This window comes from Coriobacteriia bacterium (assembly GCA_030652115.1).
Classification (GTDB): domain Bacteria; phylum Actinomycetota; class Coriobacteriia; order Anaerosomatales; family Anaerosomataceae; genus UBA6100.
In genome coordinates this window covers 1-23465 of sequence record JAUSBK010000009.1, presented here as the reverse complement: position 1 = coordinate 23465, position 23465 = coordinate 1, and the positions used below count along the sequence as shown (strand labels likewise).

Annotated in this window: 23 protein-coding genes and 4 tRNA genes; 25 read left to right on the top strand and 2 right to left on the bottom strand. The window is 66.8% G+C overall.

From position 1 onward, the window contains the following. The first annotated feature begins 43 nt into the window (after window positions 1-43). The 19 genes from Q7W51_07450 (at window position 44) to Q7W51_07360 (ending at window position 18627) form a co-directional block, all read left to right on the top strand. Window positions 44-841, top strand: a complete 798-nt coding sequence (locus Q7W51_07450; protein MDO8848201.1) for an S-methyl-5'-thioadenosine phosphorylase — start codon at window positions 44-46, stop codon at window positions 839-841. Window positions 842-869: 28 nt separating this feature from the next. Beyond that, window positions 870-1994: a site-2 protease family protein gene (locus tag Q7W51_07445; protein ID MDO8848200.1), complete on the top strand. Its 1125-nt coding sequence runs from the start codon at window positions 870-872 to the stop codon at window positions 1992-1994. Window positions 1995-2069: 75 nt separating this feature from the next. Next, complete coding sequence (locus tag Q7W51_07440) at window positions 2070-2723, top strand: redox-sensing transcriptional repressor Rex (protein ID MDO8848199.1); 654 nt, start codon at window positions 2070-2072, stop codon at window positions 2721-2723. 74 nt (window positions 2724-2797) lie between these two features. Continuing rightward, entirely contained in the window at window positions 2798-3013 is a 216-nt protein-coding gene (locus tag Q7W51_07435) for a twin-arginine translocase TatA/TatE family subunit (GenBank protein ID MDO8848198.1), read from the top strand. A gap of 161 nt (window positions 3014-3174) precedes the next feature. Further along, window positions 3175-3648 carry a transcription elongation factor GreA gene (gene greA, locus Q7W51_07430; GenBank protein ID MDO8848197.1) on the top strand — a complete coding sequence of 158 codons (474 nt, stop codon included), beginning with the start codon at window positions 3175-3177 and terminating at the stop codon, window positions 3646-3648. 9 nt (window positions 3649-3657) lie between these two features. Continuing rightward, window positions 3658-5157 carry a lysine--tRNA ligase gene (gene lysS / locus Q7W51_07425; GenBank protein ID MDO8848196.1) on the top strand — a complete coding sequence of 500 codons (1500 nt, stop codon included), beginning with the start codon at window positions 3658-3660 and terminating at the stop codon, window positions 5155-5157. Window positions 5158-5325: 168 nt separating this feature from the next. Continuing rightward, the gene (locus Q7W51_07420) at window positions 5326-7881 is read left to right on the top strand and encodes an ATP-dependent Clp protease ATP-binding subunit (protein MDO8848195.1); all 2556 of its coding nucleotides are present in this window, start codon (window positions 5326-5328) and stop codon (window positions 7879-7881) included. Between the two features lies 1 nt (window position 7882). Further along, on the top strand, window positions 7883-9226 hold the full coding sequence (gene radA / locus Q7W51_07415) for a DNA repair protein RadA (GenBank protein ID MDO8848194.1): 1344 nt from the start codon (window positions 7883-7885) through the stop codon (window positions 9224-9226). Between the two features lie 75 nt (window positions 9227-9301). After that, window positions 9302-10354, top strand: a complete 1053-nt coding sequence (gene disA, locus Q7W51_07410) for a DNA integrity scanning diadenylate cyclase DisA (protein ID MDO8848193.1) — start codon at window positions 9302-9304, stop codon at window positions 10352-10354. Window positions 10355-10479: 125 nt separating this feature from the next. Further along, entirely contained in the window at window positions 10480-11547 is a 1068-nt protein-coding gene (locus Q7W51_07405) for a PIN/TRAM domain-containing protein (GenBank protein MDO8848192.1), read from the top strand. Continuing rightward, window positions 11544-12254 (top strand): 2-C-methyl-D-erythritol 4-phosphate cytidylyltransferase, encoded by a 711-nt coding sequence (gene ispD / locus Q7W51_07400; protein ID MDO8848191.1) that lies wholly within the window; start codon window positions 11544-11546, stop codon window positions 12252-12254. Before Q7W51_07405 ends, ispD begins: the two co-directional genes overlap by 4 nt. Beyond that, window positions 12247-12735, top strand: a complete 489-nt coding sequence (ispF, locus tag Q7W51_07395) for a 2-C-methyl-D-erythritol 2,4-cyclodiphosphate synthase (protein MDO8848190.1) — start codon at window positions 12247-12249, stop codon at window positions 12733-12735. The genes ispD and ispF overlap by 8 nt, the downstream gene beginning before the upstream one ends. Next, entirely contained in the window at window positions 12732-14150 is a 1419-nt protein-coding gene (gene gltX, locus Q7W51_07390) for a glutamate--tRNA ligase (GenBank protein MDO8848189.1), read from the top strand. Before ispF ends, gltX begins: the two co-directional genes overlap by 4 nt. 72 nt (window positions 14151-14222) lie before the next feature. Next, window positions 14223-14939, top strand: a complete 717-nt coding sequence (gene cysE, locus Q7W51_07385) for a serine O-acetyltransferase (protein ID MDO8848188.1) — start codon at window positions 14223-14225, stop codon at window positions 14937-14939. Further along, window positions 14920-16425 (top strand): cysteine--tRNA ligase, encoded by a 1506-nt coding sequence (gene cysS, locus Q7W51_07380; protein ID MDO8848187.1) that lies wholly within the window; start codon window positions 14920-14922, stop codon window positions 16423-16425. The genes cysE and cysS overlap by 20 nt, the downstream gene beginning before the upstream one ends. Before the next feature lie 7 nt (window positions 16426-16432). Then, on the top strand, window positions 16433-17164 hold the full coding sequence (gene rlmB / locus Q7W51_07375) for a 23S rRNA (guanosine(2251)-2'-O)-methyltransferase RlmB (protein ID MDO8848186.1): 732 nt from the start codon (window positions 16433-16435) through the stop codon (window positions 17162-17164). Beyond that, complete coding sequence (locus tag Q7W51_07370; GenBank protein MDO8848185.1) at window positions 17161-17688, top strand: NYN domain-containing protein; 528 nt, start codon at window positions 17161-17163, stop codon at window positions 17686-17688. Before rlmB ends, Q7W51_07370 begins: the two co-directional genes overlap by 4 nt. Before the next feature lie 172 nt (window positions 17689-17860). Next, window positions 17861-18508 (top strand): RNA polymerase sporulation sigma factor SigH, encoded by a 648-nt coding sequence (gene sigH, locus Q7W51_07365; protein ID MDO8848184.1) that lies wholly within the window; start codon window positions 17861-17863, stop codon window positions 18506-18508. A gap of 44 nt (window positions 18509-18552) precedes the next feature. After that, window positions 18553-18627 (top strand) — tRNA-Thr (locus Q7W51_07360). 56 nt (window positions 18628-18683) lie between these two features. On the opposite strand, the gene Q7W51_07355 is transcribed toward Q7W51_07360, so the two are convergent. Continuing rightward, complete coding sequence (locus Q7W51_07355) at window positions 18684-20198, bottom strand: adenylate/guanylate cyclase domain-containing protein (protein ID MDO8848183.1); 1515 nt, start codon at window positions 20196-20198, stop codon at window positions 18684-18686. A 17-nt stretch (window positions 20199-20215) separates the two neighbouring features. Further along, entirely contained in the window at window positions 20216-20923 is a 708-nt protein-coding gene (locus Q7W51_07350) for a DUF3307 domain-containing protein (protein MDO8848182.1), read from the bottom strand. A 138-nt stretch (window positions 20924-21061) separates the two neighbouring features. Here Q7W51_07350 and Q7W51_07345 point away from each other — a divergent pair, with 138 nt between their 5' ends. From Q7W51_07345 to Q7W51_07320, 6 genes are all read left to right on the top strand, one after another. Next, a complete protein-coding gene (locus Q7W51_07345) occupies window positions 21062-21475 on the top strand; it encodes a cyclic nucleotide-binding domain-containing protein (GenBank protein MDO8848181.1) in 414 nt (137 codons plus the stop codon). Window positions 21476-21498: 23 nt separating this feature from the next. Continuing rightward, window positions 21499-22119, top strand: coding sequence for a hypothetical protein (locus tag Q7W51_07340; GenBank protein MDO8848180.1), 621 nt, complete (start codon window positions 21499-21501; stop codon window positions 22117-22119). Window positions 22120-22279: 160 nt separating this feature from the next. Next, a tRNA-Tyr gene (locus Q7W51_07335) sits at window positions 22280-22364 on the top strand. Between the two features lie 34 nt (window positions 22365-22398). After that, window positions 22399-22474 (top strand) — tRNA-Thr (locus tag Q7W51_07330). Window positions 22475-22508: 34 nt separating this feature from the next. Continuing rightward, a tRNA-Met gene (locus Q7W51_07325) sits at window positions 22509-22585 on the top strand. Window positions 22586-22738: 153 nt separating this feature from the next. Further along, window positions 22739-23465, top strand: a 727-nt coding sequence (locus Q7W51_07320; GenBank protein MDO8848179.1) for an elongation factor Tu, incomplete at its 3' end; no start/stop codon positions are given.

The window sequence follows — 23465 nt, the reverse complement described above, 5'->3', positions numbered from 1 at the left end:
CGACGTAGTGATTCCCGGTCGCACCGGGCGTGAGGAGCGAGAGATGAGCCAGCCCCAGGCGGAGATCGGCGTTTTCGGCGGTAGCGGTTTCTACTCACTGCTGGAGAACCCCGTCGAGGTGAAGGTGGACACCCCCTACGGCGCTCCGTCCGATAGCCTGATGGTGGGTGAGATCGGCGGCCGCACGGTCGCGTTCCTGCCGCGGCATGGCTCCAAGCATACGCTGCCGCCCCACATGATCAACTACCGCGCGAACGTATGGGCGATGAAGCACCTGGGGGTCACCAGGATCATCGGTCCGAACGCGTGTGGCTCGCTTCAGGCCAGCGTGAAGCCCGGAGACTTCGTGATCTGCGACCAGTTCGTCGACCGGACGTGGGGGCGCAAGGACACGTTCTACGACGGCCCCACCACCACACATGTGTCGTCGGCCGACCCGTACTGCCCGACCATGCGCGCCGTCGCCACCGAGAAGGCGCGGGAGCTTGGCATCACCGTGCATGAGCGCGGTACCGTCGTGGTGATCCAGGGTCCGAGGTTCTCGACGCGCGCCGAGTCGCGGTGGTTCGCCTCCCATGGCTGGGAGGTCATCAACATGACTCAGTACCCCGAGTCGTACCTCGCGCGCGAGCTGGAGATGTGTTACTGCAACATCTCGATCATCACCGACCATGACGCCGGTGTGGAGGGTCTCGGGGAGCCCGTCACCAACGAAGAGGTGGTGCGGATGTTCGCGGCGAGCAACCAGAAGGTCAAGGACTTGCTGTTCGCCATGATCCCCACGCTTCCCGCCGAGCGTCCGTGCGTCTGTGCGACGGCGCTTGAGGGCGCCGCGTTCTGAGCCTCCGTCCGTCGTAGGCAGGTGAGTGATGTTCGGGCTACCATCGGTTCGGATCGGGAAGCCATTCGGCATCCCGCTTGAGATTGACGCGAGCTGGCTCATCGTCTTCTTTCTGGTGGCCTCGACGCTGACTCTGAGCTATCTGCCCGCGGCCTTGCCTGATCGCGAGTCCGTGCTGTACGTGGTCCTCGGCGTGCTCACGGCCCTGGCCTTCTTTGGGTCGCTCGTCTTGCACGAGCTGGCGCACTCGCTCGTTGCGCGGGCCGGGGGACTGCGGGTCTCCAAGGTCACGCTGTTCGCGCTCGGCGGCGTATCTCAGATGGAGGACGAGCCGCGTAGCCCCGGGCACGAGTTCCTTCTGGCGGTGGCCGGACCAGCCACGAGTGTCCTCATCGGCGGCACTGCGCTCGCCGCGAGCGCTCTCCTGTCGGCGCTTGATGTGACCGATGTGGTCTGGGTCCCCATCGAGTATCTCGGCATCATCAACATCTCGCTTGCGGTGTTCAACCTCTTGCCGGGGTTCCCTCTCGACGGCGGACGGGTCTTACGGGCGCTGTTGTGGGCCGTAACCGGGGACATGCTCAAGGCCACGCGATGGGCGAGCCGCGCGGGCCAGGCGATCGGGTTGGCCCTTATCGCCGCCGCGGTCATGGGCGTGCTGCTTGGGACCTTCGATCTGGTGTGGCTTGCGGTGATGGGCTGGTTCCTGTCGAACATGTCGGCAGGCGCGTACCAACAGCAGGTGGTGCGTTCCACACTGGCGGCGGTCCCCCTCCGCCAGATCATGTCGTCGCCCGCGCAGCTTGCTCCCGCAGACGCGTCGCTCGAGGAGATGGCGCACTCGTACTTCCTGGGCGGCAGGCACACCCGGTATCCGGTGGTAGAGAACGGCCATGTGGTCGGACTCATCGACCTGGCGCGTGTCCGTGAGATACCGCGCGACACGTGGCCATCCACGTACGTCAGGGACGTGGCCGCGGCGGACCTCGCCGACATCGTGGCGGCACCAAGCGCCTCGGTCGACAGCGTGCTCCACAAGCTCGAGCCCGGCGGTCGCGGCGCGATCCTTGTGGTAGAGGATCGTCGGCTCTCCGGGATCGTCACCCGCGCCGATGTCATCCGGCTCATCCGGGAGTCGACCGGGCGCACCTGACTCCGGGGCTTGTGCGACTTTGTAACAGCGCGTTACCATGTCGCATACGCCGAATCGGGGAGCGACATCAGCACAATGACCGAACACGAAGCACCGCGCATCCCGGAAGGCGTCATCGAGCGCCTGCCTGCGTATCTGAGCATACTCATCCAGTTGCGGGCGGACGGTGCATGCACCGTGTCTTCCGCGCGACTCGGTGAGCTCACCTCGGTGAACCCCGCGCAGATCCGGCGCGATCTCACGTACTTCGGCTCCTTCGGCAAGCGGGGCGTCGGTTACAACATCGCGCTGCTTGTCGAGCGGATCCAGCACATTCTCGGCTCGGACCACGTACACCGGTTGGCGCTGGTGGGGGCAGGCAACCTGGGTTCCGCGATCGCCGGGTACAACGGACTGAAGCAGCACGGGTTCGTCGTCACTGCGATCTTCGACGACGACCCGAAGAAGATAGGGACGCGTATCGGCGACATCGTGGTCCAGGACGTCGCTGCCCTTGATGTGACGCTCAAGGAGCAGAAGATCCGCATCGGTGTCGTCGCGGTTCCGCCCGAGGCCGCACAGCGTGTCACCGATGAGCTGGCCCGTGCCGGCGTGCGCGTTGTGCTCAACTACACGCCGGTCATCGTCCGCGTTCCCGACAGCGTGATGCTCCACAACACGGACCCGGTGCAGGAGTTGCTACACACCCTGTACTACCTCTCGCGCCGAGAGGGCGTGGCGCGGGTATAGTCGTAGGTGGTAAGCTGACGTTCGTTCACACGGGTCGGCACCCGGCGGTGCGGGCCTTGGATCGAGGAGGCTACATGGCGGCATTCGGTTTGCCCGGTGGATGGGAGATATGGGCCATCCTTGCGGTAGTGCTACTGCTGTTCGGCCCCACGCAGCTCCCGAAGCTTGCGAAGATGTTCGGCAAGTCGGCTAAGGCGCTCAAGGAAGGCATGGACGAGGGCCTGAAGTCGACCGACGACGAAGAGCCGGTCACGAAGGTCGAGAAGCCCGAGACACCTTCGGACGAATAGCGCGAGAGCGGCAACCTACCTGCATCGAGGGCGCCCGACGGCGCCCTCTTGCATGTCCTGCTTGTCGGAGTCAGGAGGCGCCGCTATACTCTCGTGAGCCAATCGCGGGCAGCGGCGCACGAAGCCTGTCACCGTTGTAGACCGATCTACAGGAGTCATACATGCAGAAGGAGATAGCACTCACCCCCGAAGGCCAGGCACGGCTCGAGGAGGAACTGCTCCACCTGGAGACGGTCAGGCGCCACGAGGTGGGCGAGCGCATTCGTGAGGCCAAGGACTTCGGCGACATCTCGGAGAACTCCGAGTACGACGACGCCAAGAACGAGCAGGCCTGGGTCGAGAGCCGCATTGCCGAGATCAGCCAGATCCTCGCGAACGCAACGATCATCGAGTCCCCGAAGCGCCGCGATCGCGTTAGCCTCGGCACGCGGGTGCACCTCAAGGACCTGGGCGCGGACGAGGTGTTCGTGTACCAGCTCGTCGGCTCGGCCGAAGCGGATCCGACACACAACCGCATCTCCAACGAGTCGCCCGTGGGCCAGGCGGTAATCGGTGCCAAGAAGGGCGACGTCGTTCGCGTCACGACCCCCCGCGGCGCGGTCATCGAGTATGAGGTCGTGTCCATCACCAAGTAGCGGGGGGCCATGTCCGACGAGCCGCGCACAGACGAACGACAGGCCGAGGACGCGGTAGCAGTCCGGCTGGCCAAGGTCGGCGCCCTGCGGCGCGACGGCATAGAGCCGTACCGGGACTCCTTTGAGCGGACATCGGTCGCTGCGGCCGTTGCGCAGACGTATGCATCTCTGGAGGCAGGCGCCGAGACCGACGACACCATCGGTCTTGCAGGACGCGTGATCGCGAAGCGCGACCAGGGCAAGGTGCTCTTCCTCGTCATCCGGGACGGTTCGGGCGAGATCCAGCTCTTCTGCCGGCCGAACGTGCTCGGCGATGAGGCGTTCGCCGCCGCCTGTGACCTCGATCTCGGCGACTGGGTGGGGGCGACCGGCTCGGTGCTTCGCACCCGTCGGGGGGAGCTCTCGCTGTCGCCGACAGAGCTGCTGCTGCTTTCGAAGTCGATCCGCCCTCTGCCCGAGAAGTACCACGGCCTCGCAGACACGGAGACCCGGTATCGTCAGCGTTACGTGGATCTCATCGCCAACCCCGAGGTACGCGACGTTTTCGAGACCCGGTTCGCGGTCATCTCGGCCATCCGGGTGTTCATGGCGGGGCGTGGGTTCCTCGAGGTCGAGACGCCCATGCTGCAGCCGATCCCGGGCGGCGCGACCGCGCGGCCGTTCGTGACGCATCACAACGCGCTCGACATGGACCTGTACCTGCGGATCGCCCCGGAGCTGTACCTGAAGCGTCTGCTTGTTGGCGGCTTCGAGCGCGTCTTCGAGATCAACCGCTCGTTCCGCAACGAGGGCATGTCGCCACGCCACAACCCCGAGTTCACCATGCTCGAGGCGTATCAGGCGTTCGGAAACATGGAGACGATGCGGGAGCTCACCGAATCGCTTATCACGAGCGTGGCATCCGAGGTCCTCGGGACGCTCGACTTCGAGTACCAGGGCACATCGGTCTCGCTCGTCTCGCCGTGGCGTCAGGCGCCGATGGCCGAGCTCGTGAGCGAGGCGGCCGGACGCGAGCTGTCGGTTCATACGCCGCTTGAGGAGCTTCGTGCCGAGTGCGCGAAGCACGAGGTTCCTGTGGAATCCGCATGGGGCCCCGGCAAGCTGCTGAACGAACTGTTCGAGAAGCTCGTGGAGCACACGCTCATCGAGCCGACGTTCGTGACGCTGTACCCGGCCGAGACGTCGCCGCTGGCGCGGCGCAACGATGCCGACCCGGCGCTCACCGACCGATTCGAGCTGATCATCACCGGCCGCGAGTTCGCGAATGCGTTCTCGGAGCTGATCGATCCGGCTGACCAGCGCGCCCGCTTCGAGGCGCAGGCCGCTGCCAAGGACGCAGGTGACGTCGAAGCGATGTGGGTCGACGAGGATTACCTGCGCGCCCAGGAGTACGGCATGCCGCCCGCCGGCGGCCTGGGCATCGGCATCGACCGGCTCGTCATGCTGCTCACCGACAGCGCCTCTATCCGGGACGTGCTGCTCTTCCCGAACATGCGCCCGGAAGCGTAGGCACCGCCGCCGACACCGCGCCCGGATGTGAGTGCCGGGCGCTCACATCCCGTGGCATCAGGCTTGCTTCGTCGCGCGTACGCTTCGACCCATGTCAGCGGGCGGGGTAGAATAGGCGTGCGAATCCCGTTGCGTCCCGCGTGGCGCTTACGATAGGAGTGACCCGAGATGTTCGAACGTTTCACAGAGAAGGCCCGCCGGGTGGTCGTGTATGCGCAGGAAGAAGCGCGCATGCTCAACCAGAACTACATCGGCACGGAGCACCTGCTGCTCGGCCTCATCCGCGAGCAGGACGGCATCGCCGCCAAGGCGCTCGAGAGCCTCGATATCTCGCTCGAGGATGTCCACCAGCAGGTCGAGGAACTCATCGGTCGCGGCACCTATGTGCCAACGGGTCACATCCCGTTCACGCCCCGGGCCAAGAAGGTCCTCGAGCTCAGCCTGCGCGAGGCACTGCAGCTCGGCCACAACTACATCGGCACCGAGCACATCCTGCTCGGCCTTATCCGCGAGGGCGAGGGTGTCGCCGCCCAGGTGCTCCTGAATCTCGGCGCCGACCTCGAGAAGGTGCGCTCGGCCGTCATCCAGCTGCTGAGCGGGTACTACGGCAAGCAGACCGAGCCCACCGAAGAGCGACGTGGGGGTCGCGGTAGCGAGGGCGCGCTGCTCGACGAGTTCGGGCGGAACCTCACGCGTGCCTCGGTCGAGGGCAAGCTCGATCCGGTGGTCGGCCGCGAGCAGGAGATCGAGCGCGTGATGCAGATCCTGTCGCGCCGCACCAAGAACAACCCGGTACTCATCGGAGAGCCCGGTGTCGGCAAGACGGCGGTCGTCGAGGGTCTCGCCCAGCTCATCGCCGCCGACGAGGTTCCTGAGACCCTCCGCGACAAGCAGCTCTACACGCTCGACCTTGCGGCGCTCGTCGCCGGCAGCAAGTACCGCGGCGAGTTCGAGGAGCGCCTCAAGAAGGTCATGAAGGAGATTCGCGAGCGCGGCGACATCATCCTGTTCGTTGACGAGATGCACACACTCGTCGGAGCAGGTGCCGCCGAAGGCGCGATCGATGCGGCATCGATCATCAAGCCCGCGTTGGCGCGCGGCGAGCTGCAGACCATCGGCGCCACCACGCTCGACGAGTTCCGCAAGTACGTGGAGAAGGACCCGGCGCTCGAGCGGCGCTTCCAGCCCATCATGGTCGGTGAGCCGACGATCGAGCAGACGCTCGACATCCTGCGTGGTCTGCGCGACCGCTACGAGGCGCACCATCGCGTCTCGTACACCGACGCCGCGCTCGAGGCCGCCGCGACGCTTGCGGCCCGCTACATCTCGGATCGCTTCCTACCCGACAAGGCCATCGATCTGGTGGACGAAGCCGGCAGCAAGATGCGCATCAAGATGATGACCGCCCCTCCCGGTGTGCGCGAGGTCGACGAGCGCCTCAAGCAGGTGCGTCAGGAGAAGGAAGCGGCGATCGAGGCGCAGGAGTTCGAGAAGGCTGCGTCCCTTCGGGACAATGAGAAGCAGGTCCTTGCCGAGAAGCGCGCAATGGAAAACGAGTGGCGCAAGCCGGACACCCAGCGTATCGTCGAAGTCACCGAACGCGAGATCGCCGACGTCGTGTCGATGTGGACGGGCATCCCGGTCGCGAGCCTCACCGAGGAAGAAACGGAGAAGCTGCTCCGCATGGAGACGAGCATCCACGAGCGCATCGTGGGTCAGGACGAGGCCGTCATCGCTGTCTCGAAGGCCATCCGCCGTACGCGGGCCGGGCTCAAGGACCCCTCGCGCCCGGCAGGGTCGTTCATCTTCCTCGGCCCCTCCGGCGTAGGCAAGACCGAGCTCGCCAAGGCGCTCGCGGCATTCCTCTTCGGCAGTGAAGACGCGCTCATCTCGCTCGACATGAGCGAGTACATGGAGAAGCACACCGTCTCGCGTCTGGTCGGCTCGCCTCCGGGCTACGTCGGCTTTGATGAGGGCGGTCAGCTCACCGAGGCCGTCCGCCGCCGTCCCTATTCGGTCATCCTGTTCGACGAGATCGAGAAGGCGCACCCGGACGTGTTCAACGTGCTGCTCCAGATCTTCGAAGAGGGCCGTCTCACCGACGCCCAGGGGCGGAAGGTGGACTTCAAGAACGCGATCATCATCCTCACGTCGAACCTCGGCGCGCGCGACATCGGCAAGGGTCGCAGCCTCGGCTTCTCGATGCAGGAGACCACGGGGCTCGCGTACGACACGCTCAAGGAGCGGGTCACCGGCGAGCTCAAGAAGATGTTCCGCCCCGAGCTGCTGAATCGCGTGGACGAGGTCATCGTCTTCCACGATCTGGTCGCCGAGGAGATCGAGGCGATCGTGGACCTGCTGATTGCGCGCGTGCGCGAGCAGCTCCTCGTGCAGGGCGTGGGTATCCGCCTGAGCGCCGAAGCCAGAACGCTGCTCGCCAAGAGCGGCTTCGATTCCGCGATGGGCGCCCGACCGCTCCGCCGCGCGATCCAGCGACTAGTTGAGGACCCGCTCTCCGAGCAGCTGCTCGCCGGCGAGTGGCTTCCGGGTGACACTGTGCTCGTGACCGTGGAAGGCGAGCAGATCGTCTTCCACAAAGGCGAGGGCGAAGACGTACCTGCAGCTGCCGCTCCAGCGGCCGTGACGCCGAAGGCGACCACGGTGTCGCGTGCACCTCGCACGCGTCGTGGCTCGGGGGCAGCCGGCGGCGCGGCAGGCGCGTAGCATGCCGAAGCCGCACAGCTCCTGGCGCTGCCAGCAGTGCGGCCATGCGGCTGCGCGCTGGCTGGGTCGGTGCCCGGAGTGCGGCGAGTACGGCACGTTCGCCGAAGAGGCACAGGCGCCGCAGCGGACAGGCGGTTCTTCGGCCGTGGGTACGGCCCGACCGGTCACCTCGCTCGCGGACGTGACGCTTTCACCGGAGATGCGCTTCCCTACAGGCATCGGCGAGCTCGACACGGTACTCGGCGGTGGACTGGTGCGCGGCTCGGCGGTGCTCATCGGCGGTGAGCCGGGCATCGGCAAGTCGACGCTCCTGCTCCAGGCCGCCGGCACGCTCGGCGGTCGCGGCGTACCGGTGCTCTACGTGTGCGGCGAGGAGTCCGCGCAGCAGGTTCGTGCCCGCGCCGATCGCGTGGGCGCGTCGGACGGCATCATGTTGCTGCCCGAGGTGGATGCAGCGGCGATCGAGGCCACCGTTCTCGCGGAGCGGCCGCAGGTGGTCATCGTCGATTCCGTGCAGACGCTGTTCGATCCGGGGCTCGATGGCGTCCCGGGGAGCGTCGGGCAGGTCCGGGCCACCGCTGCGCGGCTGGTGCGCATGGCCAAGACGCACGACGTGACGCTGATCCTCGTGGGACACGTCACCAAAGACGGCACGATCTCCGGCCCCCGCGTTCTGGAACACGTCGTGGACACGGTGCTCTACTTTGAGGGCGACGCCGATCACGCGTTTCGCATCGTGCGGGCAGCGAAGAACCGTTTCGGCTCCGTCTCCGACATCGGGATCTTCGAGATGACCGGAGACGGCCTTGCCGAGGTCGGGCAGCCGTCGAGCGCTCTGCTCGCTGGCCGCGCGGGCGGCGTGGCGGGCTCGGCGGTCATGGCGACGATGGAAGGCAGTCGGCCGCTTCTGGTCGAGGTGCAAGCGTTGGTCACGCCCACCTATCTCCAGGTGCCGAGGCGGCTGTCGGTGGGCATCGAGAACGCGCGCCTCCTCCAGGTGCTCGCGATCCTCGAGCGGCGTGCCGATGTCGGACTCGGCACGTACGATGTGTACGTGTCGGTTGCCGGAGGCGTGCGGGTGACCGAGCCCGCCGTCGACCTGCCGCTCGCTCTCGCGCTCGCCTCGTCCAGGAGCGATCGCCCGCTGCCTGCGGACGCGGTCGCGTTCGGCGAGGTCGGTCTCACCGGCGACGTGCGTGGTGTGCCGCATGCCGAGGCAAGACTGCGCGAGGCGGCGAGGATGGGCTTTTCACGGTCGTTCGGGCCGGAGCTCAAGGGCATCAGCGCTCCCGGGCACGTTGCGGTTCGCTCGCTCAGCGACGCGCTGGAGCGAGCATTCGGATAGGACCGCTGGTGAGGCGTCGGCGGTCGTGGCAGAATCCAGGTAGAGATGTCGTAACGGGGAGGTGAGCCGGGCGTGATGCGTGAGGACGTGATGCTCGCGGCACTCAAGTCCGTCGCGCCGGGGACGCCGCTCAGGCAGGCGCTGGACAATGTCATCGCCGGTCGCACGGGAGCGCTCATCGTCATCGGCGATGAGAAGGGCGTCGACTCGCTCAGCAACGGCGGCTTCGTGATCGACGCGCCGTTCACTCCCCAGCGCCTGTTCGAGCTCGCAAAGATGGACGGCGCCATCCTGCTGGACGCGGGCGCGACCCGCCTCCGTCGCGCCAACGTGCACCTCATGCCCAACCCGGCGCTTCCTACCTCGGAGACCGGCATGCGGCATCGGACGGCCGAGAGGGTGAGCCGTCAGACCGACGCGCTCGTCATCTCCGTCTCCCAGCGCCGCGAGGTCGTGAGCCTCTACCGCGACGGGGACCGGCTCTGGCTCGAGGACATAGACGTGGTGCTCTCCAAAGCGAGCCAGGCGCTTCAGACACTCGAGCGCTACCGGACCCGCCTTACCGAGGTATCGGCACATCTGACAGCGCTCGAATTCGAGGACATGGTCACGTTCGGCGACGTCGCCCTCGTGATCCACCGCTTCGAGATGCTGCGCCGGGTCGGCCGAGAGCTCAATCGCTACGTCATCGAGCTCGGGGCGGAAGGCCGGCTCGTACGCATGCAGGCCGAGGAACTCACCGTTGGGGCTGAGGAGGACTTCCTGATGCTCGTGCGGGACTACATCCCCGATCAGGGTCCCCGCAAGGCGGCAGCTGCGCTCACGCGGCTTGCGGCGCTCACGCCCGAGCAGCTGCTCGACCCGGCGGCTCTTGCCGGCGCGCTCGGATTCGCTGCTAAGGGCGATGTCGACGAGCTGCATGTGCGGCCAAAGGGCTACCGGCTCCTGCATCGTGTGCCGTTACTTCCCGGCACGGTGACCAATCGTCTGGTGGATCGCTTCGGCACCGTCAAGGCGCTCCTCGAGGCCACCGAGCAGCAGCTTGACGACGTCGACGGTGTCGGCGCCCGGCGGGCCCAGGCGATTCGAGAGGGACTCCGGCGCATGCGCGAACGCGCCGTGCTGTAGGGCCGCTGCAGGTCGCTGTGCTAAGATTGTATAATCCATTCCATTATATGTATCGTTGGCTCGACCGTTAGACGGTCCGCGACCCAAAGGAGGTGACGGCGCTCGTCAGAGGAGGCATCTGACGTTTGGGCGTCGAGGCCATGTTCGTACAGCTCACTCGTGTGGCACTCGTCACAGTGGGCGCCCTCGGCGGATTCGCGGTCTCGCAACAAGTCGACTGGACGGCACAGACCGGGTTCTCAGAAGGCTTCGTCATCTTCGTCTTCATCATCCTGGGAGCTTCGATCGGGTACGTCCTCGGCGGCATCATCGGTCGTGAGGCCACCTCCGCGTACCGGCGCATTCACCAGAAGCTTGCCGAACTCCGCACCCCGGCTTTGCTGCTGGGATCGGTCGGTTTTGTCGTAGGCCTGCTTATGGCGTTCCTCATCTCGTCATCGCTGTTCAGGTATCTCGAGAGGCCCGAGTGGCTCGGATTCGTCGTGACCGTGCTCCTTTACGTGTTCTGCGCGTATGCGAGCACGAGCCTCTTCCTGCTGCCGAGCCGCGACGAGACCCTCACGTGGTCGTTCGGAGCCGCCGCTCCGACTGACGAACGCCCGCCGAAGCTGCTCGACACGAGCGCCATCATCGATGGGCGCTTCGCCGAGCTGGCCAAGTCCGGCATGCTCGAGGGCCCGCTCAGGGTTCCTCGTTTCGTCCTGGTCGAACTGCAGACGCTCGCCGACTCGGCTGACGACGCGCGCAGGGCACGCGGTCGGCGCGGACTCGACCTGCTGACCACGCTCGCCACCGGCGAGAACAGCGTGCTCGTGATGGAGTCGGACTTCGCGGAGATCCCCACCGTGGATGCGAAGCTCGTGAAGCTCGCGCTTTCGAGCGGCGGCACGGTCGTGACCGTCGATTTCAACCTCACCAAGGTGGCCCGCGTCGAGGGCGCCGCGGTCCTCAACGTCAACGAAGCCGCCGAGGCCCTGCGGCCGGTGCTCCTGCCCGGAGATGGGCTGCACATCGCCATCACCAAGGAGGGCAAGGAAGCGGGGCAGGGCGTCGGCTACCTGGCCGACGGTACGATGGTCGTGGTGGCCGAGGCTGCCTCGGCCGTCGGCACGGATATCGATACTGAGGTGACCTCGGTGCTGCAAACGAGCGCAGGCAGGATGGTCTTCGCCCGCATCAGGGAGGTCTCGTGAACGCTGCGATCATCGTCGCGGGCGGTTCGGGGGAGCGCACCGGTCTTGCAGACGGAAAGCAGCTTGCCTCGCTCGCCGGGCGTCCTGTGCTGCAGCACACGATCGCCGCTTTCGCCATCTGCCCGGCGGTCGATGAGATCGTCGTTGTCGTCCACCCGGAACGCATCGGCGAGTACACCGCCGCGGCCGTGGAGCCTCTTGGCTCCCCGAAGGTGGTTGCGGTGGTTGGTGGCGGCGACACGCGGCAGGAGTCGGTTGCAGCCGGACTCGAAGCTGTCTCGACCGAAGCGGACGTGATCATGGTGCATGACGGCGCTCGGCCGCTCGTCACGCCCGGCCTCATCACCGATGCGGTCGCGGCGCTCGAGGCGGACCCGTCGCTCGACGGCATCGTTGTCGGACACCCCTCCTACGACACGCTCAAGCTCGTGGACCCGCAGGGGCGCGTCTCCGGGACCCTCGATCGTGCGCTGGTCTGGGCGGCGCAGACGCCGCAGATCTTCCGCGCCGCCGCGCTACGCGCCGCATACGCCTCGGCTGCCGCCAGCGGCATACCGGGCACCGACGACGCTTCACTTGTCGAGCGCGCCGGTGGCGCGGTCGCCATGTTCACCGGTCCGCGCGACAACCTCAAGATCACCGTCCCCGAGGACCTGCTTGTCGTCGAGCGTCTGCTCGAGGCGAGAGCGGAGGCAAGCGATGAGTGACCTCAGAGTCGGCATCGGCTACGACGTCCATGCGTTCGCCGAAGGCCGGGCGCTCGTCTTGGGCGGAGTCGAGGTGCCCAACGGCGTGGGCCTTGTGGGCCACTCGGATGCCGACGTGCTCGTGCACGCGCTCATGGACGCGATCCTCGGCGCGATGCGCAAGGGCGACATCGGGCGCCTCTTCCCCGACACCGACCCCGCCTATGCGGGCATCTCGAGCTTGGAGCTGCTCACGCGGGTGAGCTCGCTCATGGCCGAGGGTGGCTTCCGCCTCATCGACGCCGATACCGTGCTCGTGCTGGAGCGCCCGAGAATCGCACCGTATCGCCACGAGATGCGCGCGCGGATCGCCGAGGCGCTCGGTGTCGAGGTGGAGCGTGTGGGCGTGAAGGCCACGACCACCGAGGGCCTTGGTTTCGAAGGCAGGGGAGAGGGTATCGGGGCCCAGGCTGTCGTGCTGCTGGAGCGTGTGACGCCGTGAGCGAGCGCGTGCGGTTCGCACCGAGCCCGACCGGGGGCCTTCACCTCGGCGGTGCCCGAACGGCCCTGTACAACTGGTTGCTCGCCCGTGCCACCGGAGGCGCGTTCATCCTGCGCATCGAGGACACGAACGCCGCCTCGGTCGTCACCGGTGCCGAAGAGGCGATCTCATCCGATCTGGCCTGGCTCGGCCTGACGTGGGACGAAGGTCCGGATGTGGGCGGGCCGCACGCGCCGTATCGGCAGAGCGAGCGCCAGGAGCGCTATCGGACCACGTTTGCGCGTCTCCGCGGTGCCGGCTTCCTTTACCCGTGTTTCTGCACGACCGACCAGCTCGCCGTCGACCGCAGCGTCGCTGCAGCGGCGAATCGGCCTCCGCGCTACAGCGGGCGCTGCCGAGGACTCGATGCAGCGGCCGCCGAGACGCGTATCGCCGCCGGTGAACCTCACGCCTGGCGGTTTCGGGTGCCGGCCGGTGACGTGATCCGCTTCGTGGACGCCGTCTTCGGCGACATCGCTGTGCCCGTCGCCGACATCGGCGACTTCGTACTCGTCCGCTCGGACGGCACCGCCACCTATGACCTCGCCTGTGTGACCGACGACCTGGAGATGGATATCACCACCGTTCTCCGTGGCGCCGACCACCTCACCAACACGGCGCGCCAGCTGCTGATCTACGATGCGCTTGCCGCATCGGCTCCCCGCTTCGCCCATCTGCCGCTCGTGACCGGTCCCACTGGCTCCCCGCTCTCGAAGTCCGGCGGCGCGACTACCGTTGCCGCGCTGGCCGCTGCAGGTCATTCGCCGGCCGCGGTGCTCCAGCATGTGGCCCAGCTCGGTTGGTCGGACCCGGCGGGGCGGCAGCTTCTGAGCGCCGATGATCTCATCGCGTCGTTCTCGCTCGACCGGGTGTCCGTGGCGTCGGCGGTCCACGACCCCGCCCGCCTGGCCTCGCTCACCACGCGTCACCTGCATGCGCTTCCGCACGCGGAGCTGCTGGCGGCGGTGCGTGCCATGGTGCCGGACGTGCCCGAATGGCTGGATCTCGATCTGTTCGTCACCCGTATCAGCGCCGACCTGGCGCGGCTCTCCGATGTGGGACCGCTGGTGGACGCGGTCGTGGGGACGGCGCCCGCCGACGAGGAGGCGGTCACACTGCTCCGTTCATCCGAGGGTGTTCGCTCGATCGACCTCGCGATCCGGGCGCTCTCGACAGCGCCCGGCGAGTCGACTGGCGAGGACCTTGAAGATCGTGTGCGCGCCACGTACGCCGGAGCCGGGCTGCCACTCAGGATCGCGCTGCCCTCGTTGCGAGCGGCGCTCACCGGTCCCGCCCACGGGCTCCCCATCGCGCTTCTGCTCGACGTGATCCCTCGCTCGGTCTGCCTCGTGAGGCTGGAACGCGCGCTCGGTTGACACGGTCCGCAACGTGACATGATAGTAATGCGACCTGTGGCCGGGAGAAGAGGGAGGTAAGGTCGGGTGCCCGTGGTCTCCCGCATCAAGGCAGACATCGCTGCGGTCAAAGAGCGTGACCCGGCGTGCCTCTCGACCTTCTCGGCGCTCACCAACTACCCGGGTCTGTGGGCGGTATGGTGGCACCGCGTGACGCATCGGCTGCACAGGTCCGGCCACACATGGCTTGCGCGCTACATCAGTCAGCTGGTGCGCCGACGGACGGGGATCGAGATCCACCCCGGCGCGGTCATCGGCGATCGTTTCTTCATCGATCATGGCATGGGCGTGGTCATCGGCGAGACGACCATCATCGGCAACGACGTCACGCTCTATCAGGGCGTCACGCTCGGCGGTACGGGCAAGGAACACGGCAAGCGGCATCCCACGATCGAGGACTTCGCCGTGGTCGGCGTTGGGGCCACGGTACTCGGCAACATCGTGATCGGTCGCGGCTCCCGTGTGGGCGCCGGCGCGGTCGTGATCGCGGACGTGCCTGCGACATGCACGGTCGTGGGTATTCCGGGCCGGGTCGTGGTGCGCGAAGGCCAGCGGGTCGATGTGGTCGACCTCCATCACGAGGACCTGCCCGACCCGATCGTGGAGATGTACCGCTCGACGGCGCGCCGCATCGACCGCCTCGAAGCACGGCTCGCGCGGGACGAGGACTTGAGCGCCGAGGCCGGAACGGCCGTCTTCGGCGAAGCTCCGGAAGCAGGAGAGGACGACGATGACGATCCGGGTCTATAACACCCTCAGCCGTTCGAAAGAGGAGTTCGTTCCTCGCGATCCGGGTTCCGTGGCCATGTACGTCTGCGGTCCGACCGTCTACAACCACATCCACATCGGAAACGCGCGCACGTTTCTCACCTTCGACGTCATCCGGCGATACCTGAAGCACGCGGGGTACGACGTCCGGTTCGTCCAGAACATCACCGACGTGGACGACAAGATCATCGCGCGTGCCGCCGAAGAGGGTCGTAGTCCCGCCGAGGTGGCTACCGACTACACGCTTGCGTTCCGCCAGGCCATGGACGCGCTCGGCGTCGAGCGTCCCACCGTTTCACCCAAGGCCACCGAGACGATTCCCGCCATGATCGCGATGACCGAGCGGCTCATCGAGCGCGGTCACGCCTACGCGGTCGACGGCGACGTCTACTTCGCGGTCCGCAGCTTCTCCGAATACGGCAAGTTGTCGGGCCGCAACATCGATGACCTCGAGTCGGGGGCGCGCGTGGACGTGGACGAGCGCAAGCAAGACCCGCTCGACTTCGCGCTGTGGAAGGCCGCCAAGCCGGGCGAGCCGCACTGGCCCAGCCCGTGGGGCGACGGCCGACCCGGGTGGCATCTCGAGTGCTCGGTCATGTCCGAGCAGGAGCTGGGTCTCACGTTCGATATCCACGGCGGTGCGAGCGACCTGATCTTCCCGCACCACGAGAACGAGATCGCGCAGTCCGAGGCCGCGACCGGTGAGCCGTTCGTGCGCTATTGGCTGCACGGGGGCCTGCTGCAGGTGAACGCCGAGAAGATGAGCAAGTCGCTCGGCAATTTCATGCTGCTGAATGAGGTCCTCGAGAAGTATCCGGCGCCTGTTGTGCGCATTCTCATGCTCCAAACGCACTACCGCAGCCCGCTCGACTTCTCCTCCGACCGGCTCGACGACGCGTCGCGCTCGTACGAGCGGCTCGTCACGCCGCTCAGGAACCTCGAGTGGGCCAAGCGCAATCGCGCCAACGGGGCGCTCACCGAGGCCACCCCATCGGCAATCGAAGCACTGGAGGCAGCGCCCGGCGTCGCGCGCGCGGGGTTCGCCGAGGCGATGGATGACGATTTCAACTCGGCCGGTGCGCTCGCGGCGCTCTTCGACCTGGTTCGGATCCTGAACACGTTCCTGGAGCGTCATGGCATCGGCGACAACGCACGCTACGTTGCGCGTCTTGATGAGGCCGGCGACGCACTTCGCGACCTGCTTGGCGTGCTCGGCGTGTCCACCGTCGGCGCTGATCAAATGAACGAGTACCCGCCGGACGTCCTGGAGCTCGCGCGAGACCTCGCCGGCTATGCGGGTCCTGACACGCGTACGGCGGTCGACTCCCTGCTCGCGGCGCGGTCGGCTGCACGAATCGAGCGTAACTGGGGCGCTGCCGATGCGGTCCGCGATGGGCTCGCGCGCCTCGGATTCACCATCGAAGACACGCCGTCGGGTGCACGGGTCGTCTTCCACGGTCGCGGGTAGAGCGGCGATGAGCGAGCTGATCGAGGGGCGTAACGCGGTACTTGAGGCGCTTCGGGCCGGCGTTACGCTCGAGCGCATCGCCATCGCCGACGGCCTGCGGTCCGATTCCGTGCTCGACGAGATCCGCGAGCGGGCCGACCGCGCGGGGGTCCGCATCGAGACTGTCGCGCGACAGGCGCTCGACCGCCAGAGCGCGCGGGGCGCCCACCAGGGTGTGGTGGCGACCGCGCGTCCCTTCCTCTACACGGAGCTTGCCGAGGTGACGAGCGCGACCGCTGGTCGCGAGCGCTCCCTCGTTGTCGTCCTCGACCATGTGACCGACCCAGGGAATCTGGGTGCCGTGGTCCGTTCGGCTGAGGTCGCAGGCGCTGACGCCGTCATCATCCCGAAGGACCGTTCCGCGTCCGTCGGGCCCGTCGCCCACAAGGCGTCTGCGGGTGCGACCGCCTATCTGCCGGTGGTCCAGGTGGGCAACCTGGCCCGCGCGCTCCAGGAACTCAAAGACGCGGACTACTGGGTCGCCGGTGCTGACGAGCGGGGCGAGCAGGATCTGTGGGACGCCCCGCTAGCCGGTCGGCTGGCGCTCGTCATGGGCGCCGAGGGCAGCGGTCTAGCCCGGCTCACACGGGAGCGCTGTGACTTCCTCGTTCGCATCCCCGTTGCCGGCCACGTCTCGTCGCTTAACGTCGCGCAGGCCACGACCGTGCTTGCGTTCGAGTGGGTGAGACGGGACGCGTGAGCCGCGACCACTACATCATCGACGGCTACAACGTGCTCCACGCGCACCCGGTTCTCGGCCCGGCGCTCAGCGACGATCTCGATGCTGCGCGGGCGCGACTGGTTGCGGAGCTGGCGGGTTTCGCCCAGGGCGGCCCCCGGACGATCGTGGTGTTCGACGGCGCGGGGAATCCCGCTTCGGACGGCGCGCCCCATCACCTGGGATCGCTCACGGTCATCTTCTCGAAAGCGGGCGTCTCGGCCGATACGGTCATCGAAGGCCTTGCGCGCCGCTTCCGCGAGCGTGGGGAGCGCGCGGTGGTCGTGACCTCGGACGGCGCCACGCGAGATACGGTATTCTCGGGAAGCGTGTCGGTGCTCTCCGCCGCCACGTTCGTCGACGAGCTGGCGGGGGAGGCCGAGCGCCGTTCGGAGAGCACGACCGTGCCGCGACGCGTTCCCGTGAGCGAGCGCATCGACGCGAACGTCGGGGCGACGCTTGCACGGTGGGTGCGCGGAGACGTATCTATGCAGAAAGATGATTAACGAACACCAGTAGTGCAGGTCAGGCTTGTTCAGGCTTCTCGGAACGCGTTGACACCGGCCCTCGCGATGCTATCGTCGTTTGTGTTCGTCAAGTAACGCGATTCACAAGCGGCGAACGCTGGCCACACTCCTCCCCCTCGAGACCGGGGGGCTTCGTGGGAGGGAACACGAATTGCAAAGGACACTTGGGGACTCACGACGTAGACTCGACCGCTGCGACGAACTCACACTTATCGTCGCTGCACAGCGGGGGGACGAGGCTGCCAGCGCTGCGCTGGTATCACGCTACCGGGGATTCGTGCGCTGCAAGGCGCGCTCTTACTTCCTCGCCGGTGCCGACCGTGATGACGTCATCCAGGAAGGCATGATCGGTCTGTACAAGGCCATCCGCGACTACGACCCGTCGCGTCAGGCGAGCTTCCGTTCGTTCGCCGAGCTGTGCATCACTCGCCAGCTCATCACTGCGATCAAGTCGGCCACGCGGCAGAAGCATTCGCCGCTCAATAGCTACGTCTCACTCAGCCGCTCGGCCACGGTCGAGGAAGAGGGCGACCGGGTGCTTGCCGACATTCTCGCAGCACGCGAGGTCTGTGACCCTGCCGAGATCGTGATCTCCGCATGGGAGACGATGAGCATCCGCGAAGGCTTCCTCCAGGTGCTCTCACCCTTCGAGACCGAGGTGCTGCGCCTGTACGTCGACGGCAAGTCGTACCAGGAAGTGGCCGAGGTGCTTGATCGTGGCGTGAAGTCGGTCGACAACGCGCTGCAGCGCATAAAGCGCAAGATCGAGTTCCAGATCGAACTCGTTCACGCCTGCTAGAACCTGGCCGTTCCTACAACCGTCCAGCTACAATGGTGCGCGCCGCCGGCGTAGCTCAACGGCAGAGCAATCGCCTTGTAAGCGATAGGTTGTGGGTTCGACTCCCTCCGCCGGCTCCAGATGACACGCGGCCCGGGCAGATGCCCGGGCCGTTGTGCGTCGGCAGCGTGGTGCCTCACGAGGCGCGGATCTCCTGTGGCTCGATGATGCCCTCACGCCAGAGGTACTCCGCTACCGGCACTGCTTCGGCGATGTTCTTGAGCTTGTACTCTCCGTGAGCATGCAACCGGTCGGGCGCCAGTGCGGACGCGCTCGCCACCTGGCCCGTCATCATGATGTGTCCGCCGTCGGCGAGGTCCATCACGCGGGCGGCGAGGTTGAGCGCTCCCCCTAGGAACGGGCAGCCGGCAGCATCGAGCACGACTTCGCCCGAGGCGATTCCCACGCGCACCGACAGCTCGTGCGGGGATCGGTCTGAGCCGGTGTACCCCTCGAGCGCGGCCTGTATGTCTGCAGCAGCAGCCACTGCGTCTGCGGCTGAACCGAACGCAGCGACCAGGCCGTCTCCGCCGGTCGGCGCGCCCTTCCCCCGGTGCGAAGCGATGATGGGGAGCAGGAGGTCGCGGTGGCGCTGGACGATCTTCGCCGACTCGACGCTGCCGATCTCCTCGGTCATGGCCGAGAACGACTTCATGTCGGTGATGAGGACGACGGCCTCGGTGTTGTGCCGTGATGCGAGTTCGTCTTCGGCGGCCGCGATGGTGCGCAGTAGGTCGTCCACGTCGCGCGACGCAGCGGGGGTGGCAGTGCCGAGGGAGATCGCTCGCTCGGGGAACACCCACAGCGCTACGGCGGTGCCGGCAAGCGCGAGCGGGAGCGAGACTGCGGCGGTCGCGAGCAGTCTGGAGGCTGCGACCGGCCCGTCGAACGCCGTATCGAGCGCCAGGCTCCCGAGCGCGAGCACCATCACGGCCGCAGCGGGCCCGGCCAACGCGACGACGCGATTCACTGGCCGTCGAACGGCTGCGCCAACAGCCCCCGCGAGTGCCCACAGCAGCGCCTGGGCGCCCACGAGTAGTGGCCGGTCGATCCCAAGCACGGCGTCGAGCGCCCGGCCGGGATCCGCGGACTCGAGCGCCTGCGCGAGCCAGCCGAAGCCGAGCGCACCCTCGGGGGAGGCCGCAAAGGCCACCGTCCCCGGTGCGCTGCCTCCTGTGGCCACGGTGCCGATCACAGGCGCGCCGAGCGCGATGCCTGCGGCCACGACGGTCAGCAGCACGGTCACGCCGGTCAGCGCACCCTTGCCCCGCCCGAGCAGATAGCCGGCGACTGCCACCACCGCCCACTCGGCATGCAGCGGCACCGCCGCCACGCCGAGCACTGCGAGGAGGAACCCGCCGGCACGCCCGATGCTCAGATACTGCGTGGCGATGAGCCCGCCGATGAGGAACGCCAATCCTGCGATGAGGTCGGCCCACATCACCGGCAAAGCGAGGACGATCACGAACAGCAGCGACGCGGTGGCGGGCGAGAATGCGGCGAGTACGCCGGTCGCGAGCGCGAGCGCGGCTTCGAGCCAGGGCGGGTAGAAGGGCATCGCGCGCAGTGCGAGCCAGGTGACCGCGGCGAGCATCGCGGCGGCGAGGTAGCGTGCGAGCAACTCGTTCTTCCGCGCGAGCGAGCGAGCCATGTGCGTTCCCTTCACAGTCAGGCGCCGACGGCGCCCACGAGCGTCCACGCAACCACGCAGAGCGCCAGACCAACACCGAGGGCTGCCAGCTGCGAACGTCTGCGTTCGGCCGGCCCGAACGACGCGAACCCCAGTCTCGGCGCGAACACGATGAGACCCAGGAGTGGCGAGGGCAGAAGGAGGGCCGCGAGCAGGGCGCCGCCCCGCTCCGCAAACCCGTATGCGCGGGCGGCGTCGAATCCGAGTATCGGGTCGGGGTCGGTCGCGTTCCCCACGAGCGCCACCTGTGCCTCGAACACCAAGATCGAACCGCCGAAGGCGACCGTGGTGACGGCACACGCAATCGCCAACTCGCGCACTGTGACCACCCACATCCCGAGCACAGGTGTTGCGGGCGAGCCGTGACTGACGGCCGCGATAATCGCCAGCGACACCACGTGGAGTGCCTGATCGAGCAGGAACACCGTGATGTTCGACGTCCCGGGCGCCCGGCGGGCGCGGATGGTGAGGTGTTCGACGGCGAAGTGCGCGCCACCCGCGAGTGCGAGTGCCGGCCACGTCTGCCTGAGCGAGCCAAACAAGACGAGCGCAGTGCACAGGATGACGATCGCCGTATGAAGGACGACCGCGTTCAGGCGCTGTCGTTTGGCGACGACGAGCCGACCAGGCTGGAAGACGAAGTCGCCCAGGACGTGGCCGAGATAAAGACCGAGGAAGAGCGCCACCGCATCTCCCGCCTGCGGATGTGACGGTCCGTTACCTGCGGTCATTGTGCATCATGCACGCGGCCGATGCACAGCGCGCTTCACCGCAGGCTGTCGTTGGGCTAGCATGGGCGCAGGTACCGTGCGGAGGAGGCTGCCATGACGAACGAGGAGTTTCTGTCCCGGGTGCCGATTTTCGAGAGCTGTCTGCCCGAGCAGATCGCGAGCATCCTCGCTGTCTCCCAGGAGCACACGTACGCACCGGATCAGATCATCGTGACCCAGGGTACGCCTGGTCAGGCGTTCTACCTCATCACTTCGGGACGCGTCGCCATCGAGCGGGACGGTCAGGGACTTGGTGCGTTCGGCCCGGGCGACTTCTTCGGCGAGATGTCGTTGCTCGACAACGCACCGCGTTCGGCCACCATCCGTGCGATCGATGAGACTCACTGCCTCATGCTCTCCAGCTGGGACTTCAAGTCGCTGCTCGAGCGTATGCCGGCCATCGCCATCCGCCTACTCGAAGTGCTGAGCCGTCGGCTGCGCGTCGCCGACGAACGACTGGCCCGCTGACGGTCCGAAGGGGAGTTCTAACGATGCTGCTTACCGGTTCGCCGCTCATCCACGAGGTGGGCAAGCGCATCCTCGGTCGGTACCTGGAGCAGGCGGGATCTCGCGACGTCGAGTTGTCACCCGTGATGCGCGCCGACGGCACGGGAGTCGACATCCGTCGCCTGGAGGGCCCGACGAGAATCACCGCGAAGGTGAAGGTCGACTACTACTTCGGCAGTGATGAGGCGAAGATCGCGAACCGCGACTTCACGTTCTACCGGAAGGACACGGCCAGCTACGCGCTCGAGTCGATGGCCGATACCGCGACGCGTACACCGGGCTGGGTCCTCACATCACTCGCAGACCAGCTGTTCTACTACCGCCTCGCTATTCCGCGACCCGAAGGGGAGATCGCAGCGCTGCTGGAAAGCCCCGATGGTGTCTTCTTCTCGGAGCTCGGCGTAGATCGTGACGAGCTTCGGATCGTGCCGATGCGCGAACTGCGCGAGTGGTTCGAGCGCTCCAATGAGCGGTACACCCCGAGGCCGGTGATCACAGGCGGCAGGTCAGCCTGGTACAGAATCGTGCCGATGGCGGACCTCGAGGCGGCGGTCCGGGGCGTGTCGGTGACCGCGCCCGTTTACAGCCGCCTGAACGTCAGGTAGCGGATCCGGCGCCGCCTTCGACGCATCTGTGAACTGCGTCATTGGATACGCCCGGCACCGTTGTAGTCGTTGACACTGTTTCTCACGATGAAGTAGTATTCCTCTCGCCTGTCGCCAGGCAAGCAACTTGAAAACGTGATAGAGTGCGGCTTTTTTTGTTGGGAGTGTGCCCGAGTGGCTAAAGGGGACGGGCTGTAAACCCGTTGGCTACGCCTACCTAGGTTCGAATCCTAGCGCTCCCACCAGCAATCATCGCCCCCGCGCACGCGGGGTCATTCCGCCCACATAGCTCAGTCGGTAGAGCACTTCCTTGGTAAGGAAGAGGTCACCGGTTCAAGTCCGGTTGTGGGCTCCACGTGTCATCACGTCGGCAGCGATGTCGGCGTCGTGGCGGCGTAGCTCAGTTGGTTAGAGCACACGGTTCATACCCGTGATGTCACTGGTTCGAGTCCAGTCGCCGCTACCAGGCATCATCACGGAAACGCGCATGGCGCGTGACGTGCAACGAATAGACAGCACACCATGCTGCTGCGATCGCGCCGCGATCTCGGCAGGCCGGAGACGGGACCGTGACCCGCGACCGGCTCGGTCGCATCAGGTCCTTTGGAGGAGGAGACACATGGCAAAGAAGAAGTTCGAGCGCACCAAGCCGCACATGAACATCGGCACCATCGGTCACGTCGACCACGGCAAGACCACCCTCACCGCCGCGATCACCAAGACGCAGGCCGAGAAGGGTCTCGCCGACTTCACCCCGTTCGATCAGATCGACAAGGCCCCCGAAGAGCGCGAGCGCGGTATCACCATCGCCATCGCGCACGTGGAGTACGAGTCGGATAAGCGCCACTACGCGCACGTCGACTGCCCGGGCCACGCCGACTACGTCAAGAACATGATCACCGGTGCCGCGCAGATGGACGGCGCCATCCTGGTGATTGCCGCCACCGACGGTCCCATGGCCCAGACCCGCGAGCACATCCTGCTCGCCCGCCAGGTGGGCGTGCCGAACATCCTCGTCTACCTCAACAAGTGCGACATGGTCGACGACGAAGAGCTTCTTGAGCTCGTCGAGCTCGAGGTTCGCGAGCTGCTCTCCGAGTACGAGTTCGACGGCGACAACATCCCCGTCATTCGCGGTTCGGCGCTCAAGGCGCTCGAGGGCGACGAGGCGTGGAAGGGCTCGATCCAGGAGCTTCTAGACGCGGTCGACAACTACTTCCCGGACCCGGTCCGTGAGACCGACAAGCCGTTCCTCATGGCCGTCGAGGACGTCTTCACCATCACCGGCCGCGGCACCGTCGCGACCGGCCGTGTGGAGCGCGGCATGGTCAAGGTCGGCGACGAGA

What these genes read in the sequence shown, in the direction of transcription:
- Q7W51_07355 (MDO8848183.1), bottom strand. Translation starts at nt 20,198, where the DNA reads ATGGCTCGCTCGCTCGCGCGGAAGAACGAGTTGCTCGCACGCTACCTC.
- Q7W51_07440 (MDO8848199.1), top strand. Translation starts at nt 2,070, where the DNA reads ATGACCGAACACGAAGCACCGCGCATCCCGGAAGGCGTCATCGAGCGC.
- Q7W51_07450 (MDO8848201.1), top strand. Translation starts at nt 44, where the DNA reads ATGAGCCAGCCCCAGGCGGAGATCGGCGTTTTCGGCGGTAGCGGTTTC.
- cysS (MDO8848187.1), top strand. Translation starts at nt 14,920, where the DNA reads ATGACGATCCGGGTCTATAACACCCTCAGCCGTTCGAAAGAGGAGTTC.
- greA (MDO8848197.1), top strand. Translation starts at nt 3,175, where the DNA reads ATGCAGAAGGAGATAGCACTCACCCCCGAAGGCCAGGCACGGCTCGAG.
- lysS (MDO8848196.1), top strand. Translation starts at nt 3,658, where the DNA reads ATGTCCGACGAGCCGCGCACAGACGAACGACAGGCCGAGGACGCGGTA.
- Q7W51_07420 (MDO8848195.1), top strand. Translation starts at nt 5,326, where the DNA reads ATGTTCGAACGTTTCACAGAGAAGGCCCGCCGGGTGGTCGTGTATGCG.
- rlmB (MDO8848186.1), top strand. Translation starts at nt 16,433, where the DNA reads ATGAGCGAGCTGATCGAGGGGCGTAACGCGGTACTTGAGGCGCTTCGG.
- Q7W51_07340 (MDO8848180.1), top strand. Translation starts at nt 21,499, where the DNA reads ATGCTGCTTACCGGTTCGCCGCTCATCCACGAGGTGGGCAAGCGCATC.
- radA (MDO8848194.1), top strand. Translation starts at nt 7,883, where the DNA reads ATGCCGAAGCCGCACAGCTCCTGGCGCTGCCAGCAGTGCGGCCATGCG.
- disA (MDO8848193.1), top strand. Translation starts at nt 9,302, where the DNA reads ATGCGTGAGGACGTGATGCTCGCGGCACTCAAGTCCGTCGCGCCGGGG.
- ispF (MDO8848190.1), top strand. Translation starts at nt 12,247, where the DNA reads ATGAGTGACCTCAGAGTCGGCATCGGCTACGACGTCCATGCGTTCGCC.
- Q7W51_07445 (MDO8848200.1), top strand. Translation starts at nt 870, where the DNA reads ATGTTCGGGCTACCATCGGTTCGGATCGGGAAGCCATTCGGCATCCCG.
- Q7W51_07345 (MDO8848181.1), top strand. Translation starts at nt 21,062, where the DNA reads ATGACGAACGAGGAGTTTCTGTCCCGGGTGCCGATTTTCGAGAGCTGT.
- Q7W51_07435 (MDO8848198.1), top strand. Translation starts at nt 2,798, where the DNA reads ATGGCGGCATTCGGTTTGCCCGGTGGATGGGAGATATGGGCCATCCTT.